This is a genomic window from Magnetococcales bacterium, assembly GCA_015231925.1.
In the GTDB taxonomy this organism is placed as follows: domain Bacteria; phylum Pseudomonadota; class Magnetococcia; order Magnetococcales; family JADGAQ01; genus JADGAQ01.
Genome location: JADGAQ010000014.1, coordinates 1 through 23,170, shown reverse-complemented (window position 1 = coordinate 23,170; position 23,170 = coordinate 1). Strand labels below are relative to the sequence as shown.

The following is a 23,170-nucleotide window of genomic DNA, read 5'->3' as shown; positions in this document are numbered from 1 at the left end:
GACGCCAGGGCCGTCATGCGACCCATGGAGGGGTTGGCCACGGGAGAGTTGCGCCCGGAGGAGATGTGAAAGCGGCCCGCCTGGACGCCAGGGCCGTCATGCGACCCATGGAGGGGTTGGCCACGGGAGAGTTGCGCCCGGAGGAGATGTGAAAGCGGCCCGTTCGGACATCCGGGCCGCCATGCGACCCATGGAGGGGTTGATCACGGATCCGTTCTGTCCGCAAGGGCGGCGGGCAATGAATTTATCAGCGTTAAATCAACCAGTTGATGCGCTTTTCCAACGGACGGAGGAGACGACGCGGGCCGGAACGTGCCCCGGGTAGCGCAGGTGTCACCGCGAAAGCGGTTTGCTTCAGGGCTAGGGTTGGCCCTGTAAAACGAACAACCCACCTCCAGCCAGGGATGGAAACATGGCCTTTTCAGGGTGAAAAGGTCGGACAGGAGGATTTGCAATGAGCTTTTCGATCAATACCAACATGTCGTCCCTGATGGCCCAGCGCAATCTTGGCAAAAGCACCAATGCGCTTGGCAAAACGTTTCAACGTCTGTCCACGGGGTTGCGGGTCAACTCCTCCTCGGACGACGCGGCCGGACTGGCCATTTCCAATCGTCTGACCGCCCAGGTGCGTGGTCTGAACATGTCGGTGCGCGATGTCAACGACGCTATTTCCATGCTTCAGGTGGCCGAGGGCGCGCTGGACGAGACCACCAACGCCTTGCAACGCATCCGCGAGCTGGCGGTGCAGGCCGCCAACGAAACCTATACCACGGGTGACCGGGACAGCCTGCAACTGGAAGTGAACCAGTTGTTGAGCGAGGTGGAACGCATCAAATCGGATACCACCTTCAACAAGATGAATCTGTTGGATGGTACCCTGTTGGGCAAACACATTCAGGTCGGGGCATTTTCCGGACAGTACGTCTCCGTCACGGTGGCGTCGGCGGGCCGGTCCGGTCTGGGAGTCGATCTGCTGGTGGTCAGCGGCGCGACCTTCTCCAAGGCGATGTCCTCCATCACGCTGGTGGATGCGGCCATCAACAGCGTGTCGGACATCCGCTCCAATCTGGGCGCCATGCAGAACCGCTTCGAATCGGCCATCGCCAACATGCAGAACCAGGCGGAAAACCTCACGGGTGCCCGCTCCCGCATCGTGGATGCCGATATTGCCGATGAGACGGCCAGTCTGACCCGCCTCAGCATTCTGCAGCAGGCGGGAACGGCGATTCTGGCCCAGGCCAACCAGCAGCCGGCCATCGCCTTGTCGCTGCTGAAGTGATGAGCTGTATCCCAGCGGTCGTTGCCGGGGGCTTGACCTCCCCCGGCAATGCCCTGGTGGCGGGGTGGGGTTGACCCGTTGTCAATGAGCAACCCACAGCCAACCCAGGGATGGGTGGAAGGGAGTGAGGACTTCGCGTCGCGAGGAGAAAGGCGATGTCTTTATCCATAAACGCCAAGGTGGTTTCCTTGGCGGCCCAGCGAGACACGCAGCGATACAGCCACGCGCTGGGGGGCACCTTTCGGCGGTTGGCGGCGGATATCCGGGGTCTGACGGAGCGTTACGGGTTTGAAGACGAAGTGGCGCTTCCATCGGGTCTGGGTGTGCGAATCCGCAACCTGAACCAGGCCTTGCAGGATGCCAATGACGGCATTTCCGTTTCCCAGTTGGCGGCCGACGCCCTGGGAGAGACGCTGGGAGCTTTGCAGCGTCTGCGGGATCTGGCGGCATCGGGGGATGAGACGGTCGATGGTCCGGAACACCACCATTTGCAATTGGAGGTGAGCCAGTTGATGACCGAGATCGATCGCATCGCCAACGATACACAGTACGAAGGGTTTTCATTGCTGGACGAGTCGGTCATGGGCAGACGTATGGCTCAGACCGGAGAGCAGGAGGATGGCTCGGTTGCCATTCGCCTGGCCAAGGCGGCGGCACAGGTTCTGGAGCTGGTGCGACCCAACAATCCCGGAGGGCGCATCAGTGAGGGACCGCAGGCCTTGCAGGCGGTTGATGCCGCACTGCACAGCGTGGCCGACGTCCGTTCCGCAATGGATCTGTTTCAAAGCCGTTTCGAATCCTCGGTGACCCAGTTGCAACGGGTGCCGGAGGCTTTGTCCGGCGAGGTGTCCCCGGAGAATATCCAGGATCTGGGAGAGCATGATGCCAAACGGGTGAGGGATCTCATCCTGCAACGGCGGGGCAAGGCCCTGCTGGCTCACAGCCCTCCGAGTCCCGGACTGATCTTCAAGCTGCTCGAATGATCATCGGAGCTGGCGGGTGTCCCGCCAGCTCCATTTACCGTTGTTCGCGAAAGGAGAGCTCTTATGGGCGCTTAATCTACAGGAACATGGTGCGCATAGGGATTTGTTGAGCAAACGTACCGCCACTCTTCCAACCCGTTTTTCCGGGAAGTCGGCAGCTTTTCGGGAAGGGGTCTGGGGTTGGACGGCGGTGTCACGACACGGGACGCGATGAAACCAGGCTCGGCGGAGTGTGGCGGTCGCATCCAATTCCCGCTGTCGGCGCGCATGCGCGCATCTTTCCTGCTCATCCCGCCGGGAGTGCGTCTCCCGGTGACATGGATGTCACGCCGGCCGATGGCTGGGGCGAAGGCTTTGCCGTGCCCCGAGGTCTCGGTCATACCCCTGTACATACAATGACAAGGATTTTTTCCGCGCAGGAGGCCTCGGGGTTTCCGGGCGATTTCGCGTCTTTAGCGGGCGCGAAGCGTTCCGAAAAGCTCGGGCGGGCTGTGCTTCGACGTGTGCCAGGGAGGGTCAGGGCGCGACACGACGCCTGACCCATTCCCCACGCCGATGCCTGCCTCCTGTCGGGAAACGTCTTCAAGTCACCAGAGTCGGGTTGGCTCTGCATAATGAACAACTCAATGTGGCCAGGGATGGTTCTTGGACCCGATGGCGGAGGATTGCCCGGTTCCAGGTGTACGACATTCGGGAGGGATGGGTTGGCCCTCACGCCAAAGATCAACTCACTTTGACCAGGGAAGGCGAACGGTGCGACACGATCCACGACGTTTTACACAGGCGGGAGTCCCAGACCATGGCACTCAGCATCAATTCCAATATTTCTTCGATCATCGCCCAGCGCAATCTGAACCGCAATACGACAGCATTGGGAGAGACCTATCGGCGTCTTTCCTCGGGTTTGCGGGTCAACAGTGCTGCCGACGATGCGGCGGGACTGGCCATTTCCAATCGCGTGACGGCCCAGATTCGCGGCATCAACCAGGCGGTGCGCAACGCCAACGATGCGGTTTCCATGATGCAGGTGGCCGAAAGCGCCCTGGAGGAGACCGGCAACGCTTTGCAACGCATCCGGGAGCTGGCGGTGGAGGCGGCCAACAGCACCTATACCAGCGAGGATCGCAACAGCCTGCAGGTGGAGCTGAACGCCCTGTTGGACGAGATCGAGCGCATCAAAACCGATACCCAGTTCAACAACCAGTACCTCCTGGCGGGGTCGATGAATGGCAAGCGCATTCAGGTGGGGGCCTATTCGGGTCAGTACATCTCCGTCACCATTGCTTCGGCGGGCAAGAGCGCCCTGGGGGTGGAGCTGGCGGTGGTCAGTGGGGCCACCTGGTCCAAGGCGGCCTCCACCATCACCCTGATGGATGGGGCGCTGACCAGCGTCTCCGACATTCGCGCCAATCTGGGGGTGATGCAGACCCGTTTCGAATCGGCCATCGCCAATCTGGAGACGGTGGGTACCCAGTTGACCGCAGCCAGATCGCGCATTCTGGATGCGGACATGGCCACGGAGACGGCGGATCTGGTGCGGCGTTCGATTTTGCAGCAGGCGGGGGTGGCGGTATTGGCCCAGGCCAATCAGCAGCCCCAATCCATCTTGAAGTTGTTGGGATGAGTCCCATGAACCTTTGCCCGGAGGAGGAACGATAATGGCGTTTGTCATCAACACCAATATCGCGGCTCTCTTGGCGCAACGGAATCTGTCCGATTCCACCCGCATGCTGGGTCAGAGCTTCAAACGGCTCTCCACCGGCTTGCGGGTGCAATCCGCCCAGGATGATGCGGGCGGGTTGTCCATCGCGACACGATTGTCTTCTCGCATTCGCGGGCTGAATCAGGCCTTGCGCAATGCCAACGACGGCATTTCCCTGACTCAGGTGGCCGACGGGGCGCTGGAGGAGACGACCAATGCGTTGCAGAGAATGCGTGAACTGGCGGTGCAGGCTTCGAACGGTTCTTATACCACTTCGGACCGCGCCAACATCCAACTGGAGGTGAGCGCCCTGATCGACGAGATCGATCGTATTGCCAGCAAGACGGAGTTCAACAATCAGTTTCCCCTCATGGGGAGTGTGTTGAACATGCGGTTGCAGGTGGGGGCGGCTTCGGGGGATTACCTGTCGGTGACCATTGCTTCCGCCACCAAGTCGGGGATTGGCATTCCGCTGGTGAGTGTGGGGGGGACCAGCGCGGCGCCGGCCAACTCGGCCATCACGGTGATCGATGCGGCCATTGACAGCGTATCGAGCATACGGGCCTATCTGGGGGCCATGCAGACGCGGCTGGAGTCGGTGGTGGCCAATTTGACCAACACTTCCGACAACATGACCCAGGCGCATTCCCGCATTGTGGATGCGGATATGGCCAAGGAGACGTCGGTCATGACGCGGAATGCCATATTGCAGCAGGCGGGGGTGGCGGTGTTGGCGCAGGCCAATCAGCAGCCGGCGCTGTTGATGGATCTGCTGAAGTAGCGGCGGGGGGAGGGACCGTGGAGCCTGTGGAGGGCTCCACGGACTCGCCTTGAAAAGTACGGGGGTCCGGGGGGGATTATCCCCCCCGGTGGGGTCTGGGGCGAAGCCCCAGGGTGTTGACGTGGCCTTTGGCGGGTCGAAGCCAGCAGGAGAATTGACCAACGTGGCACCTTTTCCAAACCCTGTTCCTGCTTCGACCCGCCGGAGGGGGTCAGGGGAGGGACTCACCCTCCCCATCCTTGAACGTACCAATTCCGCCATCGTTCGGGTTTTTCAGGAAGCTGAAGGCTCTCTTTATTCCTGAACAGCCCCGGCTGTGTTTTTGTGGCGCGTTCAAGGATGGGGAGGATGAGTCCCTCCCCTGGCCCCCTCCGGCGGGTCGAAGGGGTAACAGGGTGTGGAAGTGGTGCGGGGTTGGGTATTTCTCCGTTTGGCTTCGACCCGCCAACGGCCACGTCAACACCTCGGGGCGCTGCCCCGAACCCCGCCGGGGGGGATAATCCCCCCCGGACCCCCGTTATGACTACCAGGTGGCCAGCGGCGTCTCGGCCAGCAGCTCCAGCATGCGACGATGCACCATCGGGGAGCCGCACAACACATTTCCGGAACGCAAACAGGAGTTCCCACCATGGAAATCGGTGACGAAACCACCCGATTCCTGAACCAGCAAAATACCTGCGGCAATGTCCCAAGGCGACAGATTGGGCTCCCAAAAGCCATCCAGCCGCCCGGAAGCCACATAAGCCATGTCCAGCGCCGCCGATCCGGCGCGACGCACGCTCTGACAGGAATGGAACAGAGCCCGGAACGAGGTCAGATACCCATCCAGCCGCTCCTTGTTGCGAAAGGGGAAACCGGTGGCCAACAAAGCCTGCGACATGCTCTCCAGCGAACTGACCCGCATGCGGCGATTGTCCAGAAACGCCCCGCCACCCCGCTCGGCACAGAAGATTTCGTCCAACACCGGATTGTGTACCACCCCGATCACCGGTTCGCCATCCTGAAGCAGGGCGATGGAAATGGCGAAATGGGGAATGCCGTGGGCGAAGTTGTTGGTGCCGTCGATGGGATCCACCACCCATATCCGACCCTGCGTGCCGATGCGCGCACCGCCACTCTCCTCCGCCAACACCCCATACTCGGGATAAGCCCGGCGCAAACAGGAGAGAATCTCCCGCTCCACGGCGATATCCGCATTGGTGACCAGATCGGAACCCAGTTTGGTGCGCACTTCCAACTGGTGAACATTGTGGAAGAACTGCATGGCCAAACGACCCCCCTGGCGGGCCGCCTTGGTGGCAATGTTGATCAGGGGATTGGTGGACATCGGTACGACCTCCTTGTCTGGCAGTCCGGACCTCGGGAGAAGAGTGCCAACGGATCCGAACGGATTGACACCCTAGCATGTGTGGGGTCGCGGAGTCGAGGTGGCAGGGCAGGTCTCCCGACAGGCAACATTTGCCGAGTGATGGAAAAAATCGCCGCTCGCAACGCCTCCGGTCCGGCTCCTGCATCCGTCGACCGTGGACGAACAACCCATAAAGAAAGTCGCGTTTTATGCCGATTATGTTGAATGGAGCGGACCTGGTTGGTCGATGCGGGGAGAATGATTTTGTTATTGGCATACTGATTGCTAGTAAATTTATCGCAGAAAATGCCCATATCGGGACGGATCGGCGACCAGGGAAAGAGCAGACATGTCCATCAACAATATCCTGAATACGGCCAAGCTGGGGTTGTTCGCCAACCAGGGAGCGTTGCGCGTCGTCTCGCACAACGTTTCCAACGTCAGCACCCCCGGATACTCCCGCCAGACGGCGGTCATGGTGGCCAATCCCGGATTGCAGCGGGGCGGTGATGGCAAGTCGGCCGGAGACGGCGTCCATATCGAGCAGGTGAAACAGCAGTTGGACAACCTGATGGATCGTCGCCTGCAGGGGGGCGAGGCGGAGCTGGGTCGTCTGGAGGGACGGGACCGCTTCATGAACATGATCGAGAACGTTTTCAACGAACTGGACGGGGATGGTCTCTCCACCCGACTGGAAAAGCTCTTCACCTCCATCGATCTCTTGACGGACAATCCCACCGACGCGGTGGTGCGGGATCAGGTGATGGAAAACGCCGGCGCCACCTCCGGTTTCATCAAGCGCATGTACAACGGCTTGAGCGAGTTGACGCTGCCGGTGGACAAGGAGATCACCGTCACTCTGGACGATATCAACTCGCGGCTGAAGAGTATTCGGGATGTCAATCTGGCCATCGTGCGCCAGGATGCCACGCCGGCCAAAGCGCTGGATCTCAAGGATCAGCGGCGCCAGATGGTCATGGAGTTGGGCAAGATTGTTGACATCCAGACCATCGATCAGGGCGACGGAGGTGTCTCGATTTTGACGGCCAACGGGATCATGTTGATGGATCACACCTATGCGGCCACCCTCTCCCGCGGTCCGGGCAGCGCGACCCAGAATACGCCCCAGACCATCCGGGTGGATGAGCGTACCGGGGATCTGACCAGCGAGATCAAAAGCGGCACTCTGAAAGGTCTCATCGAGGTGCGGGACCAGGTCATCAACGGGGACAGCGGCTTTCTGAGCAAGCTGGAAACCCTCGCCGACGAGATGCGCTGGCGCTTCAACCGGGTTCACAGCCAGTCGGTTCCGGGTGGCCTGTTGCAGAGCCGCACGGGGGCCATCGACCTGGGCCAGAACCTGACCACCGCCATGAGCGGTCTGGTGACGGATACGACCCAATCGACCTATGTGGGTTCTCCGGTCGATCTCTCGCGGGTGGTCAACGGCACCCTCAGCTTTGCCTACGGCGCGGACCCCAACGGGACCTTGACCCAGGCCAACGTGCCCATCACCACCGGCATGTCGATCAACGATGTGGTGACGGCCATCAATGCCAACGCCGGAGCGGGCGTGACCGCCAGCGTCTCCGGCAATCGCCTGGTGCTGACGGGGACGGGCGGCAACTCCTTCGGGGTGGTTTCCGACGCGAGCGGCGTGTTGGCCGCCTTGGGTGTGGGAGCCTTCTTCACCGGAAGCGGCGCGGCCAGCATGGGCGTCGATGCGGCCATGCAGGCCAAACCGGCCTTGTTGGGGACGGGGCGCTTCATCACCACCGGAGCGACGCCGGTACACAACGATGCCAATAACGAAGGGGCCATGCTGCTGGGGGATCTGCGCACCGAAAAGTTCACCCTGTTCGGGGAGAGTGCCACATTGATCTCCCACTATGGTACCATAGCGGGTAACCTGGGTTCGGAACAGTCGCGCAATCAGGCGGAGATGACCAGCATTCAGTCGTCCCAGGGCTTCATGCGGGACTTGCGGGATTCGGTCTCCGGTGTCTCCCTTGAAGAGGAGATGACGGATATGATCAAGTTCCAGAGGGCCTTTCAGGCCTCCAGCAAGATGGTTTCGACGGCGGACAACCTGTTCGAGACCCTGATTCAGATGGTGTAACCGGTCGCACCGGGAAGGCAAGGAGAAGAGAGATGCGTGTGACGCAATCGTTGATGTTCCGCAACGGAGCGGATGCCCTGCAGCGCAAGTACCAGGAGGTGCTGAAGACGCAGGAGAAGACTCTGTCCGGCAACCGGGTCAACAAGCCTTCCGACGATCCGACCGCCACCTTCCGTCAGGGGGTGTTCACCTCCAATCTGGCGGAGGTGAAGAGTCTGACGGAGACCACGCGGCGGGCTCAGGAACGCATGGGCATGGCGGAGGACCAGATCACCAATCTGCACGATCGCCTGCAGGAGGCTCATGATCTGGTGATGCAATTGGGCAACAGCTATCAGGGCGGGCAGCCGGATGTACTGCGGGCTCAGGCGGAAAAGGCCATGGCCTGGTTTCAGGATACCCTGGCCGGCATGAACACGGAGATGGACGGTGTGCCTCTGTTCGGTGGCGGGCGCACCGGCAATCCCTTCGATCTGACCAATCTGCGCACCACCGGTATCGTGCAGCGCACCGGGCCGACGGGAGGTTTCGCCGATGCGGGCGCCGACTTCTCCGCCGGTGTGACCGGTTCCGATGCGGCGGTGCCCAGCAGCGTGATGGTGACCTATCGCACCACGGACGACACCGGCGCCGCGCTGGCCGCGCCCGAGTTCCGCCTCAGCGTCAATGGCGCCTCGCTGACCTCCGTGGCCGCCACCGGCGGGGCGCAAACCCTGAATCTGGGCAACGGGATCTCTTTTTCGGTCGCCGCCGGCGCCGTCATGACCGACAAACAGGCCTTCCACTTCCAGGTGGTGCCGGAATACCAGGGGGGCAGTTCCGATCGGGAGGTGAAGATCGCCACCGGTCAAAAGGTGCCCGGCAACGTCACCGGGGCCCAGTTGATGGAAGGGAGTACCGATCTCAGCAACGGCGCCAACGTCTTCGAGGTTTTCGCGGGCTTGCGCGGCGCGCTGCAACGCATGGACCCGGACGAGGTGCGGGCCTGGTTGCCCAAGTTGCAAAGCGCCCTGGGCCAGGTTTCCAATATGCAGGGCGTCACCGGCACCCGGGGGGCGCAGTTGGAAGCCATGGGGGCCACCTTCGCCCAGGAGCAGGAGTCCTTGCAGGAGGCCGCAACCGCCAACGTGGGTATCGACTCCTTCGAGGTGATGAGCCGCCTGGAACAGGCCACCCAGGCCATGCAGTTCATGTCTGTCACACAACGCGAGGTGCTCAATACCTCGTTGCTCGATTTTATTAAATAAGCAGGAAAAACTACCGGGGCGGAGACTGGAAATGGAGATTCAAGGGACGCGCTTTGGCACGTTGGAATTCGAAGCGGGCGAAGTCATTCAACTCAACGAAGGTTTGCTGGGCTTTCCGCTGAGCCGGCGATTTCTGCTCTTTCCGTACAGCGACGACTCCTCCTTCTTCTGGTTGCAGTCGGTGGACGAACCGGAGATCGCCTTCATCGTGATCAACCCGTTCGACTTCTTCAACGACCTGGAGTTCGTGATTCAGGACGATGACGCCGCCGATCTGGCCCTGGAGCGTAGCGAGGATGTGGAGGTTTTCAGCCTGGTGACCATCCCCGAGGGGCGTCCCGAAGAGATGCGCACCAATCTGGCGGGGCCCGTGGTGGTCAATGTGGCCAACCGTCTGGGCAAGCAGATTCTGGTCAAGGCTTACTCGCCCCGGCAGCCTCTCATTCCCGAGGAGATGCGCCGTACCGTGGCGCAGCAACGCCCGGCGGGAGGAGCCCGAATCACCCCGGAAAAACGCTCAACTCGCGTGGCGGGAGGCCGATAAGATGATCAGGGGCATCAGTAGGGAATCGGGGTGCCATGGCGCCTTGCGGGATCGGAAATAGCGGTTCCGGAGCAAGGGCTCCAGGGAACCCGGGAACAGCGGATTCGGGGCGGTGATCCCCGAATAGACGAAAGAGGATGGGACGATGCCACTTTTTATCAATACAAACGTTGCTTCACTGAACGCCCAGCGGCACTTGAACAGTTCGACGCTGCAGTTGGGCAAGACTTTTGCGCGCCTGGCTTCGGGGTTGCGCATCAACTCGGCCCGGGACGACGCGGCGGGGTTGGCCATCTCCAACCGCATGACCACGCAGATTCGCGGTTTGAACCAGGCCATCCGCAACGCCAACGACGGCATCTCTCTGGCCCAGGTGGCCGAAGGGGCCATGGAGGAGAGCCACAATGCCCTGCAGCGTTGCCGCGAGCTGGCGGTGCAGTCGGCCAACTCCACCTACAACACCTCGGACCGTCTGAGCCTCGACAAAGAGGTGCAGGCCCTGCTGCAAGAGGTGGATCGCATCTCCAGCCAGGTCGAATTCAACAAACAGGCCCTGCTGGACGGCACCTACACCAACAAGCAGTTCCAGATCGGCGCCTTTTCGGGGCAGATCATCTCGATCAACATCCAGGGGGCGGGTTTCAACGGGTTGTCCACCCTCTCCCAGGTGACCATTTCCACGGTGACGGGGGCCAACTCCGCCATGCGCATCATCGATGCGGCCCTGAGCAGCATTGCCGACATGCGCGCCAGCCTGGGCGCGGTGCAGAGCCGCTTCGAGTCGGTGGTGGCCAACCTCTCCAACGTGGTGGAAAACATGTCGGCGGCCCGTTCGCGCATCATGGATGCCGATATCGCCGCCGAAACAGCCACATTGACCCGTGATGCCATCCTGCAACAGGCGGGTACGGCCGTGTTGGCCCAGGCCAACCAACAGCCGCAGTTGGCCTTGCAGTTGCTCGGCGGACGCTGATAGCCGCCGGAAAAGGCGTTCCGGGTTTTTCCTTTTGTCTTCAGGAGGTGAGCCATGAGTGACGTCACACGTATCGGACCGATGGATTACGGTGTGGTGCACGGGGAGATTTCTCACCACGAAGCAGGTTCCAGGGAGATTAATCCAGGGCAGGTCAATCCCGCCCTGCCGGTCTCCCGGACCGGCGAGGAGAAGACGGACGCCAAAGTCCTCGGCGAACTGGCGGCCAGGGCGAATGCCTCCTTGCGCGGCTTCACCTCCTTGAACTTTCAAGTGGATGAGCAGACGAAAAAGCTTGTGGTCAAGGTCGTTGATGCCGATACGAAAGAGACAGTGCGTCAGATTCCCTCCGAGGAGATGCTGGAGGTGGCCAAACGCATCAAGGATCTGGAAGGCATTCTGTTCGATACCGTGGTGTGAGCAAACGGCACGGAATGCCAGAGAACGGTAGAGGAGCAGGAACATGGCGACATCGGGAATGGGTGGGATCTCATTCGGGGGCTTGGCGAGCGGACTGCCGTCCAATATCGTCGATCAGCTGATGCAGGTGGAGGAGCAGCGACTCACCGGCTTGCAGAAGAAACGGACCGGCTATTCCAAGCAGAAGAGCGCCTATTCCGATCTGAAGACCAAGCTGCTGGCGCTGAACACCAAGGCCCAGGCCCTTCAGGAGGCGGCGACCTTTCGTCCCCATACCGCATCGAGTTCCGACGAGAACAAGGTGACGGCCACCGCCTCCAGCGACGCGCGCGCCGGTTTCCATACCGTGGTGACCGGGGGGACCCTGGCTGCCTACGATACCTGGGTGGCCACCAGCAGCGTCACCAGCAGCACCGACACCCTTTCCGGGGCGGAGAACCTCACGGTCAACTACAACGGCGTGGCCCACAACATCGCCTTGTCCGCCGGTTCCACCCTCTCCGATATCGCCAACACCATCAACACCTACACCTTCGACGCCACCGACGCCACCAAGGGTGTCACGGCGAGCGTGCTTTTCGACGGCACCAACTACCGCCTGGTGCTGGCGGCCAAGGAGAGCGGCACCAATTCGGGCGCCCAGCGCATCACCGTGCCCCAGGCCGCCGCAGGCGGCTGGCAATTCGCCTCCGGAAACGCCGTCAACCAGAACTTCGCCAACAGCATCACCGGCACCGATGCCGCCCTGACGGTCGACGGCATCGCCGTGACCTCCTCCAGCAATACGGTGAGTTCGGTCATCCCCGGTGTGACCCTCAATCTCAAGGAAGCCAACTCGACCGTCAATATCACGGTGTCCAACGATACCGACACCCTGAAAGAGACGCTGAACGACTTCATCGACTCCTACAATACGGTGATCGACTTCCTGAACACCGAAAAGAACGACCGGCTCTCCAGCGACTCGGCGGTGCGCTCCATCATCGGCCAGTTGCGGGGGGAGTTGAACACCCAGACCCACGAGGTGACGGGGGCCTACGGGGTACTCTCCACCTTTGCCTCGGTGGCCTCCCTGGGCTTTCGCACCGATCAGAAGACCGGCAAGCTCAGCATCAGCAGCGACGATCTTGACAAGGCCATCAGTCAAAACTTCGACGCCATCGGCGATGTCTTCACCAAAAAAGTCAGCGCCGCCGACAAAACGGCTTTCGAGGCCGCCGGGGGCAAGGAGGGACTGGCCTATCGCCTGGAGGATCTGCTCAGTCAGATGACCACCATCACCGGTGGCGTGGTGACCAGCAAGACCAACTCCATCGACTCCCGCATTCGGTTGCTGGATCAGACCATCGATCAGGAAAATGCCCGTCTCGACAAGGTGCGTGCCCGGTTGAACCTCAAATTTTCCAATCTGGAAAAGCTGATGTCGAGCCTGCAGTCCTCCGGGAACGCCCTGACCTCCTTGAGCAAATAGGCCGGACCTTGTGGCGCGAAGATTGCGTAATTTCCTGCGGGACGTGACCCGGAAAACGGTGGCACGGTAACTTGAACGATAAGAAAGTAATGACAATGGTCCAGGCAGCCGTGGCAGTCGAGGAAATGGAACAGTTGTCTCCGCTGGATCTGTTGATCCGGCTTTATGAGGGAGCCATCAATTTCCTGAAGCAGTCGGCGGACGATTGCAAGGCGGAGCGGATGGACTCCTTCAAGGAGAATCTGCGTCGGGGTCGTCGCATCATCGAGGAGTTTCAACGTACCCTGGATTTCAAACAGGGAGGGCAGATCACGGCCCAGTTGAACGATCTCTATACCTACATGCTCGACAGCCTGCGTCAGTTCGAGCTGACCCACGACGAACTCCATATCGAACGTGTCATCGACCAGTTGGAGACTTTGCTGGAAGGATGGCGCGGGGCTCAATACCAAGCCGTCGCGTGAGCTAAGCCATGTCATACGGTCTGCGCAGCTACAAGGCCTCACGGGCCAACACCGCCGCAAGGGAAGATCTGCTGATCCTTCTGTACGAAGGGGCGATCCGCTTTCTGGAGCGTTCCATTCAGGAGTTCGAAGGCAAGAACTTGAGCGAACACAAGATGTTCCTGCGCCGGGGTCTGATGATCGTCTCGGAGTTGCAGAGCACCCTCGATTTTCAGAAGGGTGGCGAGTTGGCCATCCAACTGTTCGAGCTTTACGGCTACATGCTGGAGCAGCTCACCCTGGCCAACATCGCCAAGGAGATGGAGCCGATTCGCCGGGTGGTGCGGCAGTTGAACATTCTGCTGGAGGGATGGCGGGTGGCGGTGGCCCAGTACAAGGCGGGAGGTGTTTCACTCTCCCCGGCGCCTGTCGACGGGGGCTTGCCCGCCGCGAAGAGCATTGCCCAGATGGGATGAGCGAGGGAGGCTGACCATGGAAGAGTTGATACGGCAGCTTGAGGAGATGTTGGCCCGCATGAGCAAACCGGAGCTTCTGGAAGCCGAGGAGGTCGGGCTGATGGCGGACAGATGGCGTGAGGTGGTGGGGCTGTTGGAAAAGACCGGTTATGCGGGACTCGATCCGGCGGCGAAGCTGAACATGCGTCTGCGGCTGCGCAAGCTGACCCTGGCCCTGCCGGGGGTGATGAGCCTGCTGGATGCCCAGAAATCGGCCATCGCCAACCGCCTCTTCTCGGAGAACAAACGCCTGGGCTACATGAAGGCCCAACGCCGTGGCCTGGGCCAGGAAGAGCATCTGGTACAGCGCAAGGCGTGAGCGACCGGGATGGATGAAACGTGAAAAGCGGCCTTCGGGGCCGCTTTTCGCGTTTATGGCACTCTTTGGAGGTTTGTGGTACAGTTCACGGGTCTGGTGAGACGTGCGAAAGAGGTGCTTTTATGGTTGACGAGTCGTTCTGAGGAGGCTTTTTTTATAATTTTTTGACTTTCAATATGTTGTCTTTTGAGTAGCAAAAAAAGAAAATGTTCTATATTTTGACTTTATTCTTCCATTCGTTTGAATCTTTCTGGAATAAGTGATTCGCCGTTTATTATACGACTAAACTAACAATATTTAATAATGTCGTAACTATTCAGACCCCTGCACGGTGCAGCATGATCGTGTCAACGTCGAAAGGAAAAGTCCCAGGGCGCTGCACTGGACCCTTCGGGGGGGGATAATCCCCCCCCGAACCCCCGTATATCTGAATAGGTTTATAATAGTTTTATAATGCCAATACAGGGAGGGTGTCATGAACTGGCGGGACTATATCACGACGGATTCCAACATCTGCCATGGTCAGGCGTGCATTCGCGGTACCCGGATTCCGGTTTCCGTGATTCTCGATAATCTGGCTGTCAATCCGTCCCACGAGGCTTTGTTACAGAGCTACCCATCCCTTACGGAGGAGTCCATCAGCGCAGCCACCCGTTACGCAGCGGAATTGGCCAGGGAAAGAATCGTCGAGTTTGGGCATCGGGTTGTTGCATGAAGTTCAAGATTGATGAGAACCTCCCCTCTGAGGTATCGGTCCTTCTTCGAGGCTTGGGTCACGATGCCGTCAGTGTACTGGATCAGGATATGGGAGGAATGGAGGACGGCAAAATATTCAGTGTCTGCCGAGAGGAGCGGCGTATTCTGGTGACGTTGGATCTGGATTTTGCCAATGTGCAGGTATATCCCCCATCAAAAGGTAGTGGCATCATGGTGCTTCGGTTGGCTTGTCAGGACAAATCTACCGTTATGGAGGTTCTGCACCGCCTGCTGCCCATTCTGGAGAGCGAATCCCCGGATGGTAGACTTTGGATTGTGGAAGAGAAGCGAATTCGTATGAGAGAATAGTTGAGTAAAGTGCAAAACGGCGAAGTAATGGGTTAAGATGATCTCAATGAATGATAAACGAAAATAAAATTACTAAATGTTTTTTGTAACTATTCAGGCCCTTGCACAGCGCGGCATGATCGTGTCAACGGCGAAAGGAAAAGTCCCAGGGGTGCCCCCTGGACCCCATGGGGTTGGTACGTCAACAGCAAAAGGAAAAGTCCCAGGGGTGCCCCCTGGACCCCATGGGGTTAGTACGTCAACAGCAAAAGGAAAAGTCCCAGGGGTGCCCCCTGGACCCCATGGGGTTAGTACGTCAACAGCAAAAGGAAAAGTCCCAGGGCGCTGCCCTGGACCCGCCGGGGGGGATAATCCCCCCCGGACCCCCGTATGTCTGAATAGATACAGATTGAAGATGTATTCATACTTGACCGAGGGGGTTTGGTAACTCCCTCATCCGTTTGCCGGATAGTCCGGCAACACCACCCTCGTCAGAAAGCCTCCCTCCGGGGGATGGGCGAACTGGATGGTTCCGTCGTGGTCCTTCAGGATCGAGGCGGCGATGGAGAGTCCCAGACCCACTCCGCCCGTGTCCGGGCTGCGGGAGGGCTCCAGGCGCAGAAACGGTTTGAAGACGTTTTCCCACTCGCTTTCCGGGATGCCCGCTCCGGGATCCCGGATGTCGATGAGCAGTTGCTCCCCACGCCGTTCCAGACAGACCCGCGCCGAACCGCCGTAGATCACCGCATTGTGAATCAGATTGGTCAGGGCCCGCTTCATGGCCAGCGGACGGCAGTGGCAGGGCCGTTTTTCCGTCTCCCGCCAGGAAACCGTGTGTCCGGCATCCTGCAGATCTTCGCAGATGGCCTGCAACAACCCGCTCAGATTGACCTTCTGCTTGGCTTCGGCCCGAGCCGCGTCCCGGGCCATGGAGAGGGTGGCCGACAGCATGACCTCCATCTCGTCCAGGGTGGCCACCATGCGCCCGCGCAATGTCTCGTCGCCCACGAATTCCGCCATCAGCTTGAGCTTGGTCAGGGGGGTGCGCAGATCGTGGGAGATGGCGGCCAGAAGACGCAGCCGCTCCGCCACGAAATCCCGGATGTTGCGGTTCATACGGTTGAAGGCGCGGGCCACGCTGACCACTTCGCGAGCCCCCTTCTCTTCCAGGGGCGGGGTATGGATATCCCGCCCCATCTGATCCGCCGCCTGGGCGATGCGCTGCAGCGGAGCGGTCAGATTCCGGGCGATGAGCAGCGAAAAGAGCAGGATCCCCCCGGTCATGATGGTGACGGAGAGGGTGGCGTGGCGGAACAGCGGCACATGGTTTTCCTCCGGACGGGTGACCATGATCAGCCGGTCTCCGTCGGGAAGCCGCACCTGTGCCGAAAGCACCCGGTCCATAACCATGTCGTGCATGGTGCGGATGAGAGTCATCTCCAAGGCGAAAAAGAGGCGGTGCAGGTTGCCGTGGCGATGGTTCCAGTCGATATCGGCGAGGTTGACCGATTCCACCAGGATGCGATCCGAGCCGATCTTTTCCGCCAGCAGCCGTTGCAGGCCGGGGTTGTTCCCGGAAGATCGGGGAGTCGCTTCCGGGGTGTGGCGCAGGGTTTCAACATGGAGTCCGCTGTGGTTCAGCGTGGCCAGAACCGGTTCCCGCAGGGTGGGGGGGAGTTGCAACAGCAGGCGGGTGACCGTGGCCATGCGCTCCAGAACCTGTTCCTCGTTGGTGAGAACCAACGGTTCCAGCTTTTCGCTGGTGAAGACCAGGATGCTCAACAGGTGGGAAAAGGTGAGTCCGCCCAGCAGGATGAGCAGGATGCGGCTTGCCAGGCTCAAGGGGAAGGGGTTTTTCATAGCGGAGTGACCTCGGCGCTGAACAGGTAGCCGCCGCCCCAGACGGTTTTGATGAGTTTTGGATCCTTGGGATCCTCCTCGATTTTGCGGCGCAGGCGCATCACCTGGGTGTCGATGCTGCGGTCGTACTGCTCTGCGGCTTTGCCGTGGGCCAGATCCAGGAGTCGTTCCCGGCTCAATATCTGGTTGGGCTGATGCAGAAAGGCCAGCAACAGGTCGCATTCCCCGGCGCTCAACGGTTCCACCAGGCCCTCCGCATCGACCAGTTCCCGTCGGGTCAGATGCAGGGTCCATCCGGCGAAGCGGATGCGGGTGGTCTTGCCGGGGCGGGGTTTTTCCGGCTCTCCCTGACAGCGGCGCAACACCGCCTTGATGCGGGCCACCAGTTCTCGGGGATCGAAGGGTTTGGTCAGATAGTCGTCCGCGCCCATTTCCAGGCCGACGATGCGGTCGCTGTGCTCTCCCAGTGCGGTCAGCAGGATGATGGGGATGCGGGAGTGTTCCCGCAAGGTGCGGCACAGGGAGAGGCCATCTTCTTGCGGCAGCATGACATCCAGCACGATCAGATCGATCTTCTCCCGCTCCATCAGGGTGCGCATGGCCCGTCCGTCGGCCACGCCCACGGCGCGGAAAGCGTGTTCGCCCAGATAGCGCACCACCAGTTCCCGGATCTCCCGATTGTCTTCCACCACCAGAATCGCGCTTTCCATGGGCTGCTTCACTCGAATCTATGATATATGGGGGTTCGGGGGGGATTATCCCCCCCGACGGGTCCAGGGCAGCGCCCTGGGACTTTTCCTTTCGCCGTTGACCTTCCAACCCCAAGGGGTCCAGGGGGCACCCCTGGGACTTTTCCTTTCGCCGTTGACCTTCCAACCCCAGGGGGTCCGGGGGGCACCCCCGGGACTATTCCTTTCGCTGTCGGTACCGTCACGCCGCGCTGTGCAGGATCCGGAATCGTAACCCTCGCTCCGCCATACTTTTGTGACAACTTCGCCATTTTCGGGTGACCGGTTTCCGTTAGGATGTCCACCATGATAGTCGATCGGCAAGGGGGAAGCACGTGATGCGCCTGGGGTTGAGCCTGCTATGGATGGTGATGTGCCTGTTGCTGAGAGTGCAGCCGGGGCTGGCCCATGGTGGCGAGGATCACGGTGCGGCGGGCGCCGGGATGGGGGAGATGCTGTCCGCCGGTTTGGGAAGCGCTGCCACGGGGGATCGTTTCGAGGTGGTGCTGACTGACGGTGAGGAGGGTTTTTCACGGCTTTATCTGGCGGATATCGGCAGCGGGGCCCCGGTGGCTGGGGCGGAGATCACGGTGGAGGCGGCAGGAACACCCCCGTGGACGGGAAAGGGGGAAGCGACCCGGGCGGCGGGCGTCTATCGTCTGGCGTGGACGCATCGTGGCGGTGATCCGCTGGATCTGACGCTCACGGTGGAGGCGGCGGGTGTGACCGATCTGCTGCTGCTCCAGCTTGCCGGGACGGCTCCGGCATCTGCCACACCCTCCGTGGCGGCGAACGGGCGCAAGAGTTCGGCAACGGGGGTTGCCCTGCCCAAGGCGAGTCAATTTCTGCTGGATTTGCGCACCGTTCCCGCCGCAAGCCGGGAGGTGGCGGAAACCGTCCGTCTGGTGGGGCGGGTGATTCCGGATCCGGCAACCCACGCCCGCATTCATCCCCCGTTTCCCTCCCGCGTCGGTTATGACCCGGATTTCCCGCCGCCCTGGTCCGGGCAGCGGGTGAAGCGGGGACAAACCCTGGCCGTTCTCGATCCCATCCTCTCCGCCACGGAGAAGGCCGGGCAGCGTTTGGCCCTCTTCAAGGGGGAGCGGCCCGAAGGCGCGGTGGGCCGGGAGCTGATTCTGGCTCCCATCGATGGCCGGCTGACCGATGTCCATATCGTTCCGGGAGAAGTGGTCACGGAAGGAACCGTTCTGGCGGAGATCATCGATCCCGCCCGCATGTGGGTGGAGGCGGTACTGCACGACATCTCCCTGGCGGATCGCATCTCGGGGGGAACGGCCTCTTCCCGTCAGCTTCCCGGCCAGCGGTTTCCCCTGCGCCTGGTAGGGGTCAGTCCGAAGATCGCTGCCGAAAACCAGGGTTTGCATCTGCAGTTCGCGGTGAAAAGCACCGACGGTCAGCTCAAGGCCGGCATGCCGGTCGATGTCTATGCCGAAACCGGAATGTTTCCGTTCGGGACGGCGATTCCCCGGGGAGCGGTTCTGGAGCAGGGCGGTATTCCCCTGGTCTGGGTCAAGACGGCGCCGGAACGCTTCGAAGGGCGACCGGTACGTCCGGGGCGGCGGGGGATGGAGTGGGTGGAGATCCTGGAGGGCCTCCAGCCCGGTGACAAGGTGGTGGTTCAGGGACACAACCAGCTCCATGCGGTGCGGTGAAGGGCCATGTTCGAAGCCATCATTCGTTTTGCCCTGCGTCACAGGCTGTTCATCGTCGCCATCTCCCTGATCCTGCTGGCCTACGGCGGCTGGGTGGCGATCGGGCTGCCGGTGGACATCTTTCCGGATCTCAATCGTCCCACGGTGACCATCATGACCGAGGCGCCGGGACTGGCCCCGGAAGAGGTGGAATCCCTGGTGACGCTGGGTATCGAGGCGGCCATGAACGGTATGCCGGGAGTGACCCGGCTACGCAGCAATTCCGGCGTGGGGCTCTCCATCGTCTTCGTGGAGTTCGCCTGGGGTACGGAGATCTATCGCAACCGCCAGCTGGTGGCCGAAAAACTGGCTTCCGTCGCCGAATCGCTGCCTCGGGATGTGGTTCCGGTGATGGGACCGGTGAGTTCCATCATGGGCGAGATCATGCTCATCGGTCTGCGCAGCGAGGCGGGGGTCAGCTCGCCCATGACGGTTCGCACCCTGGCCGACTGGACCCTGCGTCCCCAGTTGATGAGCATCGCGGGGGTTGCTCAGGTGATTCCCATCGGCGGGGAGGTCAAACAGTACCAGGTGCTGGTCGATCCGGCGCGCATGAGCGCCCTGGGTATCTCCTTCGAGGATCTGGAGAAGGCCTTGTCCGGTTTCGCCAAAAACAGCACCGGGGGTTTTTTCTCCCAGCGGGGACGGGAGTTTCTGATCCGCAACCTGGGGCAGACCACCGATCCGGAGGATTTGAAACAGACCGTGGTGGCAGCCTCTCCGGAGCGGGTCGTCACCCTGGGGCAGGTGGCGGATGTACGCTTCGGTCCGGGGGTGAAACGGGGGGATGCCGGCATCGATGGCCAGGCGGCGGTGATTCTGGCGGTACAGAAACAGCCCGGAGCCGATACCGTGGCCTTGACCCGTCGCATCGAGGCGGCCTTGTCCGGGATGCAACGCACCCTGCCCGCCGACATTCGCATCGATCCCATCCTCTTCAAACAGGCCGATTTCATCGAGCGGGCCATCGCCAACGTGGTGGAGGCCCTGCGGGATGGGGCGTTACTGGTGGCGGTGGTTCTCTTCCTGTTTCTCATGAACGTCCAGACCACCTTCATCAGCCTGACCGCCATTCCCCTGTCGCTGGTGATGACCTTCCTGATCTTTCATTGGGCGGGTCTTTCCATCAATACCATGACGTTGGGTGGGCTGGCGGTGGCCATGGGCGAGTTGGTGGACGACGCCGTGGTCGGGGTGGAGAACGTCTTTCGCCGCTTGCGGGAGAATGCCGTCCGCGCCGCGCCACGTCCGGTTGCGGAGGTCATTTGGCGGGCCTCCGGCGAGGTGCGCAATGCCATCGTCCAGGCCACGATCATCGTGGTGCTGGTCTTTCTGCCTCTGTTTGCCCTGTCCGGCATCGAGGGCCGGCTCTTTTCGCCCCTGGGGGTGGCCTACATCGTGTCGATCCTGGCCTCCCTGGTCGTTTCGCTGACCGTGACGCCGGTCCTCTGCCTCTATCTGTTGCCACGGGCCAAGGCCATGGCTCATGGCGACTCCTGGCTGGTGGCCCGTTTGAAGGCCATGGATCGCCGTCTGCTCTTCTGGTCTTTCGGCCATTCACGCACGGTGATCGGATTCTCCCTGTTGCTGGTCGCGGGGGCTTTGCTCTCGGTTCCCTGGCTGGGACGCGCCTTCCTGCCGCCGTTCAACGAAGGCACCGTCACGGTGAGTCTGGCCATGACTCCGGGAACCTCGCTGGAGGAGTCGAATCGCGTGGGCACTCTGGCCGAAAGGCTGTTGCGGCAAACCCCGGAGGTTCTCTCCACCGGACGACGTACCGGACGGGCCGAGCTGGACGAACATGCCGAGGGGGTTCACTTTTCCGAGATCGACGTGGATCTCAAAGCCTCCTCCCGTAATCGGGAGACCATTCTGGCCGAATTGCGCCGCCATCTGGCGGTGATTCCGGGGGTTTCGATCAGTGTCGGGCAGCCCATCTCCCATCGCCTGGATCACCTGCTTTCCGGGGTGCGGGCGGAGATTGCGGTCAAGATCTTCGGGGAGGATCTGAGCCTCTTGCGGGCCAAGGCCGAGGAGGTGCGCGAGCGCATGGCCGCGGTGGCCGGGGTCACGGATCTGCAGGTGGAAAAACAGGTGCTGATTCCCCAATTGCAGATTCGCCTGGATCGTTGGGAGGCCATCAAGTACGGTCTCTCCCTCAACCAGTTGACTGAAACCCTGCAGGCCGCGCTCAACGGCAAGGTGGTTTCCCAGGTCATGGAGGGGCAACGCAGCCGCGATGTGGTGCTGCGCCTGGCGGAGGAGTGGCGTGCCGAAACCGGGGACTTCCGCAAGATCCTCATCGACACCCCCACCGGCAAGATTCCCCTGGAACTGGTGGCGGAGGTGGTGGAGACCACCGGTCCCAACCTGATCAATCGCGACAACATGCAGCGCCGCATCGTGGTCCTGGCCAATACCCAGGGCCGCGACATGGCGGCGGTGGTCAACGACATCCGGGACAGCGTGGAGGGTGTTGTCCTCCCGGCGGGTTATCACATCGTCTATGAAGGGCAGTTTCAGAGTCAGCAGGAGGCTACCCGACTGATCGCTTTTCTCTCTATTCTCTCTATTTCCGGTATTTTTGTGGTACTCTACAGCTATTTTCGCTCGACTGTCTTGTCTCTGGTCATCATGGCCAACATTCCCATGGCTCTGGTGGGCAGCGTGGCCGCATTGTGGCTCTCCGGGGCTCCCTTGTCCGTGGCCAGCCTGGTGGGTTTCATCACCCTGACAGGCATTGCTGCCCGCAACGGTATTCTCAAGGTTTCCCACTATCTGCATCTGGCGATGGCGGAACAGGAGCGCTTCGGTCCGGAGTTGGTGGTGCGGGGCTCCCTGGAGCGTTTGACGCCGGTGTTGATGACGGCCCTGGTGGCCGCCCTGGCGCTGATTCCCCTGATCCTGGATGCCGAGGCGGCGGGCAAGGAGATTCTCCACCCCGTGGCGGTGGTGATCTTCGGCGGATTGATCTCGTCCACGGTGCTGGACACCCTGGTGACCCCGGTGGTCTTCTTGTTGGTGGGCCGGGAACCCACCCGGCGCTGGTTGGAACAAACCTCTTTTTCGAACACGGAGTTGTCATGAAAATACCGTTTATCGCCACCCTCGTTTGTCTGATGTCCAGCGGATGGCTTTATGCGGACGGCGCACTGCATCCGGCCCACGGCGGGCGTATGGTGGAGGTGGGGGGGCACCGTCTGGAGCTGGTGACGCGGGGGGAGCGGGTGGATCTCTATGTGACGGACCACGGCGACCGGGCCGTGGCGCTGGACAAGGCGACCGGCAAGGTGACGCTGTTGGGGGCGGGGGGCAAGGTGGAGATCGGTCTTGCGCCTGCCGGAGGCAATCGGCTTTCCGGAACGGGAGCGCCGGCGGGGGCGGAGCAGTCGGCGGCCGTTATCGGTGTGGACGGGTTGGACAAGCGCATCGCGGCCCGGCTGCCGGCGGGACAAAAGTGATTATTCGATATACGGGGGTTCGGGGGGATTATCCCCCCTCCCGAACCCCCGTATATCGGAGGACAAGTCCCATGGGTTCCCCCTGGACCCCATGGGGTTGGAAGGTCAACAGCGCAAGGACAAGTCCCATGGGTTCCCCCTGGACCCCTTGGGGTTGGAAGGTCAACAGCGAAAGGACAAGTCCCAGGGGTGCCCCCTGGACCCCTTGGGGTTGGAAGGTC

Annotated in this window: 22 protein-coding genes; 19 read left to right on the top strand and 3 right to left on the bottom strand. The window is 61.2% G+C overall.

The genetic code is table 11. The features are described from left to right. The 5 genes from HQL56_03195 to HQL56_03175 form a co-directional block, all read left to right on the top strand. Positions 1–152: hypothetical protein (locus HQL56_03195; GenBank protein ID MBF0308524.1), on the top strand; the 152-nt coding region annotated here is incomplete at its 5' end. 302 nt (positions 153–454) lie between these two features. Next, positions 455–1,279 carry a flagellin FliC gene (locus HQL56_03190; GenBank protein MBF0308523.1) on the top strand — a complete coding sequence of 275 codons (825 nt, stop codon included), beginning with the start codon at positions 455–457 and terminating at the stop codon, positions 1,277–1,279. 155 nt (positions 1,280–1,434) lie between these two features. Next, on the top strand, positions 1,435–2,262 hold the full coding sequence (locus HQL56_03185; GenBank protein ID MBF0308522.1) for a hypothetical protein: 828 nt from the start codon (positions 1,435–1,437) through the stop codon (positions 2,260–2,262). 799 nt (positions 2,263–3,061) lie between these two features. Beyond that, positions 3,062–3,886, top strand: coding sequence for a flagellin FliC (locus HQL56_03180; GenBank protein MBF0308521.1), 825 nt, complete (start codon positions 3,062–3,064; stop codon positions 3,884–3,886). 34 nt (positions 3,887–3,920) lie between these two features. Beyond that, positions 3,921–4,745 (top strand): flagellin FliC, encoded by an 825-nt coding sequence (locus HQL56_03175; protein ID MBF0308520.1) that lies wholly within the window; start codon positions 3,921–3,923, stop codon positions 4,743–4,745. Between the two features lie 523 nt (positions 4,746–5,268). Here the strand turns inward: HQL56_03175 and HQL56_03170 are convergent. After that, entirely contained in the window at positions 5,269–6,072 is an 804-nt protein-coding gene (locus tag HQL56_03170) for an inositol monophosphatase (GenBank protein ID MBF0308519.1), read from the bottom strand. A 370-nt stretch (positions 6,073–6,442) separates the two neighbouring features. Between HQL56_03170 and flgK the strand changes: the two genes are divergently transcribed. The 11 genes from flgK to HQL56_03115 all read left to right on the top strand — a co-directional run bounded on the left by flgK (position 6,443) and on the right by HQL56_03115 (position 15,209). Then, on the top strand, positions 6,443–8,212 hold the full coding sequence (gene flgK / locus HQL56_03165; GenBank protein ID MBF0308518.1) for a flagellar hook-associated protein FlgK: 1,770 nt from the start codon (positions 6,443–6,445) through the stop codon (positions 8,210–8,212). A gap of 32 nt (positions 8,213–8,244) precedes the next feature. Beyond that, positions 8,245–9,459, top strand: a complete 1,215-nt coding sequence (locus HQL56_03160) for a hypothetical protein (GenBank protein MBF0308517.1) — start codon at positions 8,245–8,247, stop codon at positions 9,457–9,459. Positions 9,460–9,490: 31 nt separating this feature from the next. After that, on the top strand, positions 9,491–10,003 hold the full coding sequence (locus HQL56_03155) for a flagellar assembly protein FliW (protein MBF0308516.1): 513 nt from the start codon (positions 9,491–9,493) through the stop codon (positions 10,001–10,003). Between the two features lie 145 nt (positions 10,004–10,148). Further along, a complete protein-coding gene (locus HQL56_03150) occupies positions 10,149–10,976 on the top strand; it encodes a flagellin FliC (GenBank protein MBF0308515.1) in 828 nt (275 codons plus the stop codon). A 54-nt stretch (positions 10,977–11,030) separates the two neighbouring features. Continuing rightward, positions 11,031–11,396: a flagellar protein FlaG gene (locus tag HQL56_03145; protein ID MBF0308514.1), complete on the top strand. Its 366-nt coding sequence runs from the start codon at positions 11,031–11,033 to the stop codon at positions 11,394–11,396. A 43-nt stretch (positions 11,397–11,439) separates the two neighbouring features. Further along, entirely contained in the window at positions 11,440–12,867 is a 1,428-nt protein-coding gene (gene fliD, locus HQL56_03140) for a flagellar filament capping protein FliD (protein ID MBF0308513.1), read from the top strand. A gap of 110 nt (positions 12,868–12,977) precedes the next feature. Further along, complete coding sequence (fliS, locus tag HQL56_03135; protein MBF0308512.1) at positions 12,978–13,331, top strand: flagellar export chaperone FliS; 354 nt, start codon at positions 12,978–12,980, stop codon at positions 13,329–13,331. 8 nt (positions 13,332–13,339) lie between these two features. Then, on the top strand, positions 13,340–13,786 hold the full coding sequence (gene fliS / locus HQL56_03130; GenBank protein ID MBF0308511.1) for a flagellar export chaperone FliS: 447 nt from the start codon (positions 13,340–13,342) through the stop codon (positions 13,784–13,786). Positions 13,787–13,802: 16 nt separating this feature from the next. After that, complete coding sequence (locus tag HQL56_03125; protein ID MBF0308510.1) at positions 13,803–14,144, top strand: hypothetical protein; 342 nt, start codon at positions 13,803–13,805, stop codon at positions 14,142–14,144. Positions 14,145–14,619: 475 nt separating this feature from the next. Continuing rightward, the gene (locus HQL56_03120; GenBank protein ID MBF0308509.1) at positions 14,620–14,859 is read left to right on the top strand and encodes a DUF433 domain-containing protein; all 240 of its coding nucleotides are present in this window, start codon (positions 14,620–14,622) and stop codon (positions 14,857–14,859) included. After that, the gene (locus HQL56_03115) at positions 14,856–15,209 is read left to right on the top strand and encodes a DUF5615 family PIN-like protein (GenBank protein ID MBF0308508.1); all 354 of its coding nucleotides are present in this window, start codon (positions 14,856–14,858) and stop codon (positions 15,207–15,209) included. Before HQL56_03120 ends, HQL56_03115 begins: the two co-directional genes overlap by 4 nt. A 432-nt stretch (positions 15,210–15,641) precedes the next feature. On the opposite strand, the gene HQL56_03110 is transcribed toward HQL56_03115, so the two are convergent. After that, positions 15,642–17,048, bottom strand: a complete 1,407-nt coding sequence (locus HQL56_03110) for a HAMP domain-containing protein (protein MBF0308507.1) — start codon at positions 17,046–17,048, stop codon at positions 15,642–15,644. Further along, a complete protein-coding gene (locus HQL56_03105; GenBank protein ID MBF0308506.1) occupies positions 17,045–17,758 on the bottom strand; it encodes a response regulator in 714 nt (237 codons plus the stop codon). Before HQL56_03105 ends, HQL56_03110 begins: the two co-directional genes overlap by 4 nt. Positions 17,759–18,111: 353 nt before the next feature. Here HQL56_03105 and HQL56_03100 point away from each other — a divergent pair, with 353 nt between their 5' ends. The 3 genes from HQL56_03100 to HQL56_03090 are packed head-to-tail and all read left to right on the top strand — an operon-like array spanning position 18,112 to position 22,949. After that, positions 18,112–19,449 (top strand): efflux RND transporter periplasmic adaptor subunit, encoded by a 1,338-nt coding sequence (locus HQL56_03100; protein MBF0308505.1) that lies wholly within the window; start codon positions 18,112–18,114, stop codon positions 19,447–19,449. Between the two features lie 6 nt (positions 19,450–19,455). Further along, positions 19,456–22,575: an efflux RND transporter permease subunit gene (locus tag HQL56_03095; protein ID MBF0308504.1), complete on the top strand. Its 3,120-nt coding sequence runs from the start codon at positions 19,456–19,458 to the stop codon at positions 22,573–22,575. Further along, positions 22,572–22,949, top strand: coding sequence for a hypothetical protein (locus HQL56_03090; GenBank protein ID MBF0308503.1), 378 nt, complete (start codon positions 22,572–22,574; stop codon positions 22,947–22,949). Before HQL56_03095 ends, HQL56_03090 begins: the two co-directional genes overlap by 4 nt. Positions 22,950–23,170 lie beyond the last annotated feature (221 nt).

Bases quoted from the DNA above. Each gene is read 5' to 3' on its own strand.
- HQL56_03190 (MBF0308523.1), top strand. From the start codon at position 455: ATGAGCTTTTCGATCAATACCAACATGTCGTCCCTGATGGCCCAGCGC.
- HQL56_03185 (MBF0308522.1), top strand. From the start codon at position 1,435: ATGTCTTTATCCATAAACGCCAAGGTGGTTTCCTTGGCGGCCCAGCGA.
- HQL56_03180 (MBF0308521.1), top strand. From the start codon at position 3,062: ATGGCACTCAGCATCAATTCCAATATTTCTTCGATCATCGCCCAGCGC.
- HQL56_03175 (MBF0308520.1), top strand. From the start codon at position 3,921: ATGGCGTTTGTCATCAACACCAATATCGCGGCTCTCTTGGCGCAACGG.
- HQL56_03170 (MBF0308519.1), bottom strand. From the start codon at position 6,072: ATGTCCACCAATCCCCTGATCAACATTGCCACCAAGGCGGCCCGCCAG.
- flgK (MBF0308518.1), top strand. From the start codon at position 6,443: ATGTCCATCAACAATATCCTGAATACGGCCAAGCTGGGGTTGTTCGCC.
- HQL56_03160 (MBF0308517.1), top strand. From the start codon at position 8,245: ATGCGTGTGACGCAATCGTTGATGTTCCGCAACGGAGCGGATGCCCTG.
- HQL56_03155 (MBF0308516.1), top strand. From the start codon at position 9,491: ATGGAGATTCAAGGGACGCGCTTTGGCACGTTGGAATTCGAAGCGGGC.
- HQL56_03150 (MBF0308515.1), top strand. From the start codon at position 10,149: ATGCCACTTTTTATCAATACAAACGTTGCTTCACTGAACGCCCAGCGG.
- HQL56_03145 (MBF0308514.1), top strand. From the start codon at position 11,031: ATGAGTGACGTCACACGTATCGGACCGATGGATTACGGTGTGGTGCAC.
- fliD (MBF0308513.1), top strand. From the start codon at position 11,440: ATGGCGACATCGGGAATGGGTGGGATCTCATTCGGGGGCTTGGCGAGC.
- fliS (MBF0308511.1), top strand. From the start codon at position 13,340: ATGTCATACGGTCTGCGCAGCTACAAGGCCTCACGGGCCAACACCGCC.
- HQL56_03125 (MBF0308510.1), top strand. From the start codon at position 13,803: ATGGAAGAGTTGATACGGCAGCTTGAGGAGATGTTGGCCCGCATGAGC.
- HQL56_03120 (MBF0308509.1), top strand. From the start codon at position 14,620: ATGAACTGGCGGGACTATATCACGACGGATTCCAACATCTGCCATGGT.
- HQL56_03115 (MBF0308508.1), top strand. From the start codon at position 14,856: ATGAAGTTCAAGATTGATGAGAACCTCCCCTCTGAGGTATCGGTCCTT.
- HQL56_03110 (MBF0308507.1), bottom strand. From the start codon at position 17,048: ATGAAAAACCCCTTCCCCTTGAGCCTGGCAAGCCGCATCCTGCTCATC.
- HQL56_03105 (MBF0308506.1), bottom strand. From the start codon at position 17,758: ATGGAAAGCGCGATTCTGGTGGTGGAAGACAATCGGGAGATCCGGGAA.
- HQL56_03095 (MBF0308504.1), top strand. From the start codon at position 19,456: ATGTTCGAAGCCATCATTCGTTTTGCCCTGCGTCACAGGCTGTTCATC.
- HQL56_03090 (MBF0308503.1), top strand. From the start codon at position 22,572: ATGAAAATACCGTTTATCGCCACCCTCGTTTGTCTGATGTCCAGCGGA.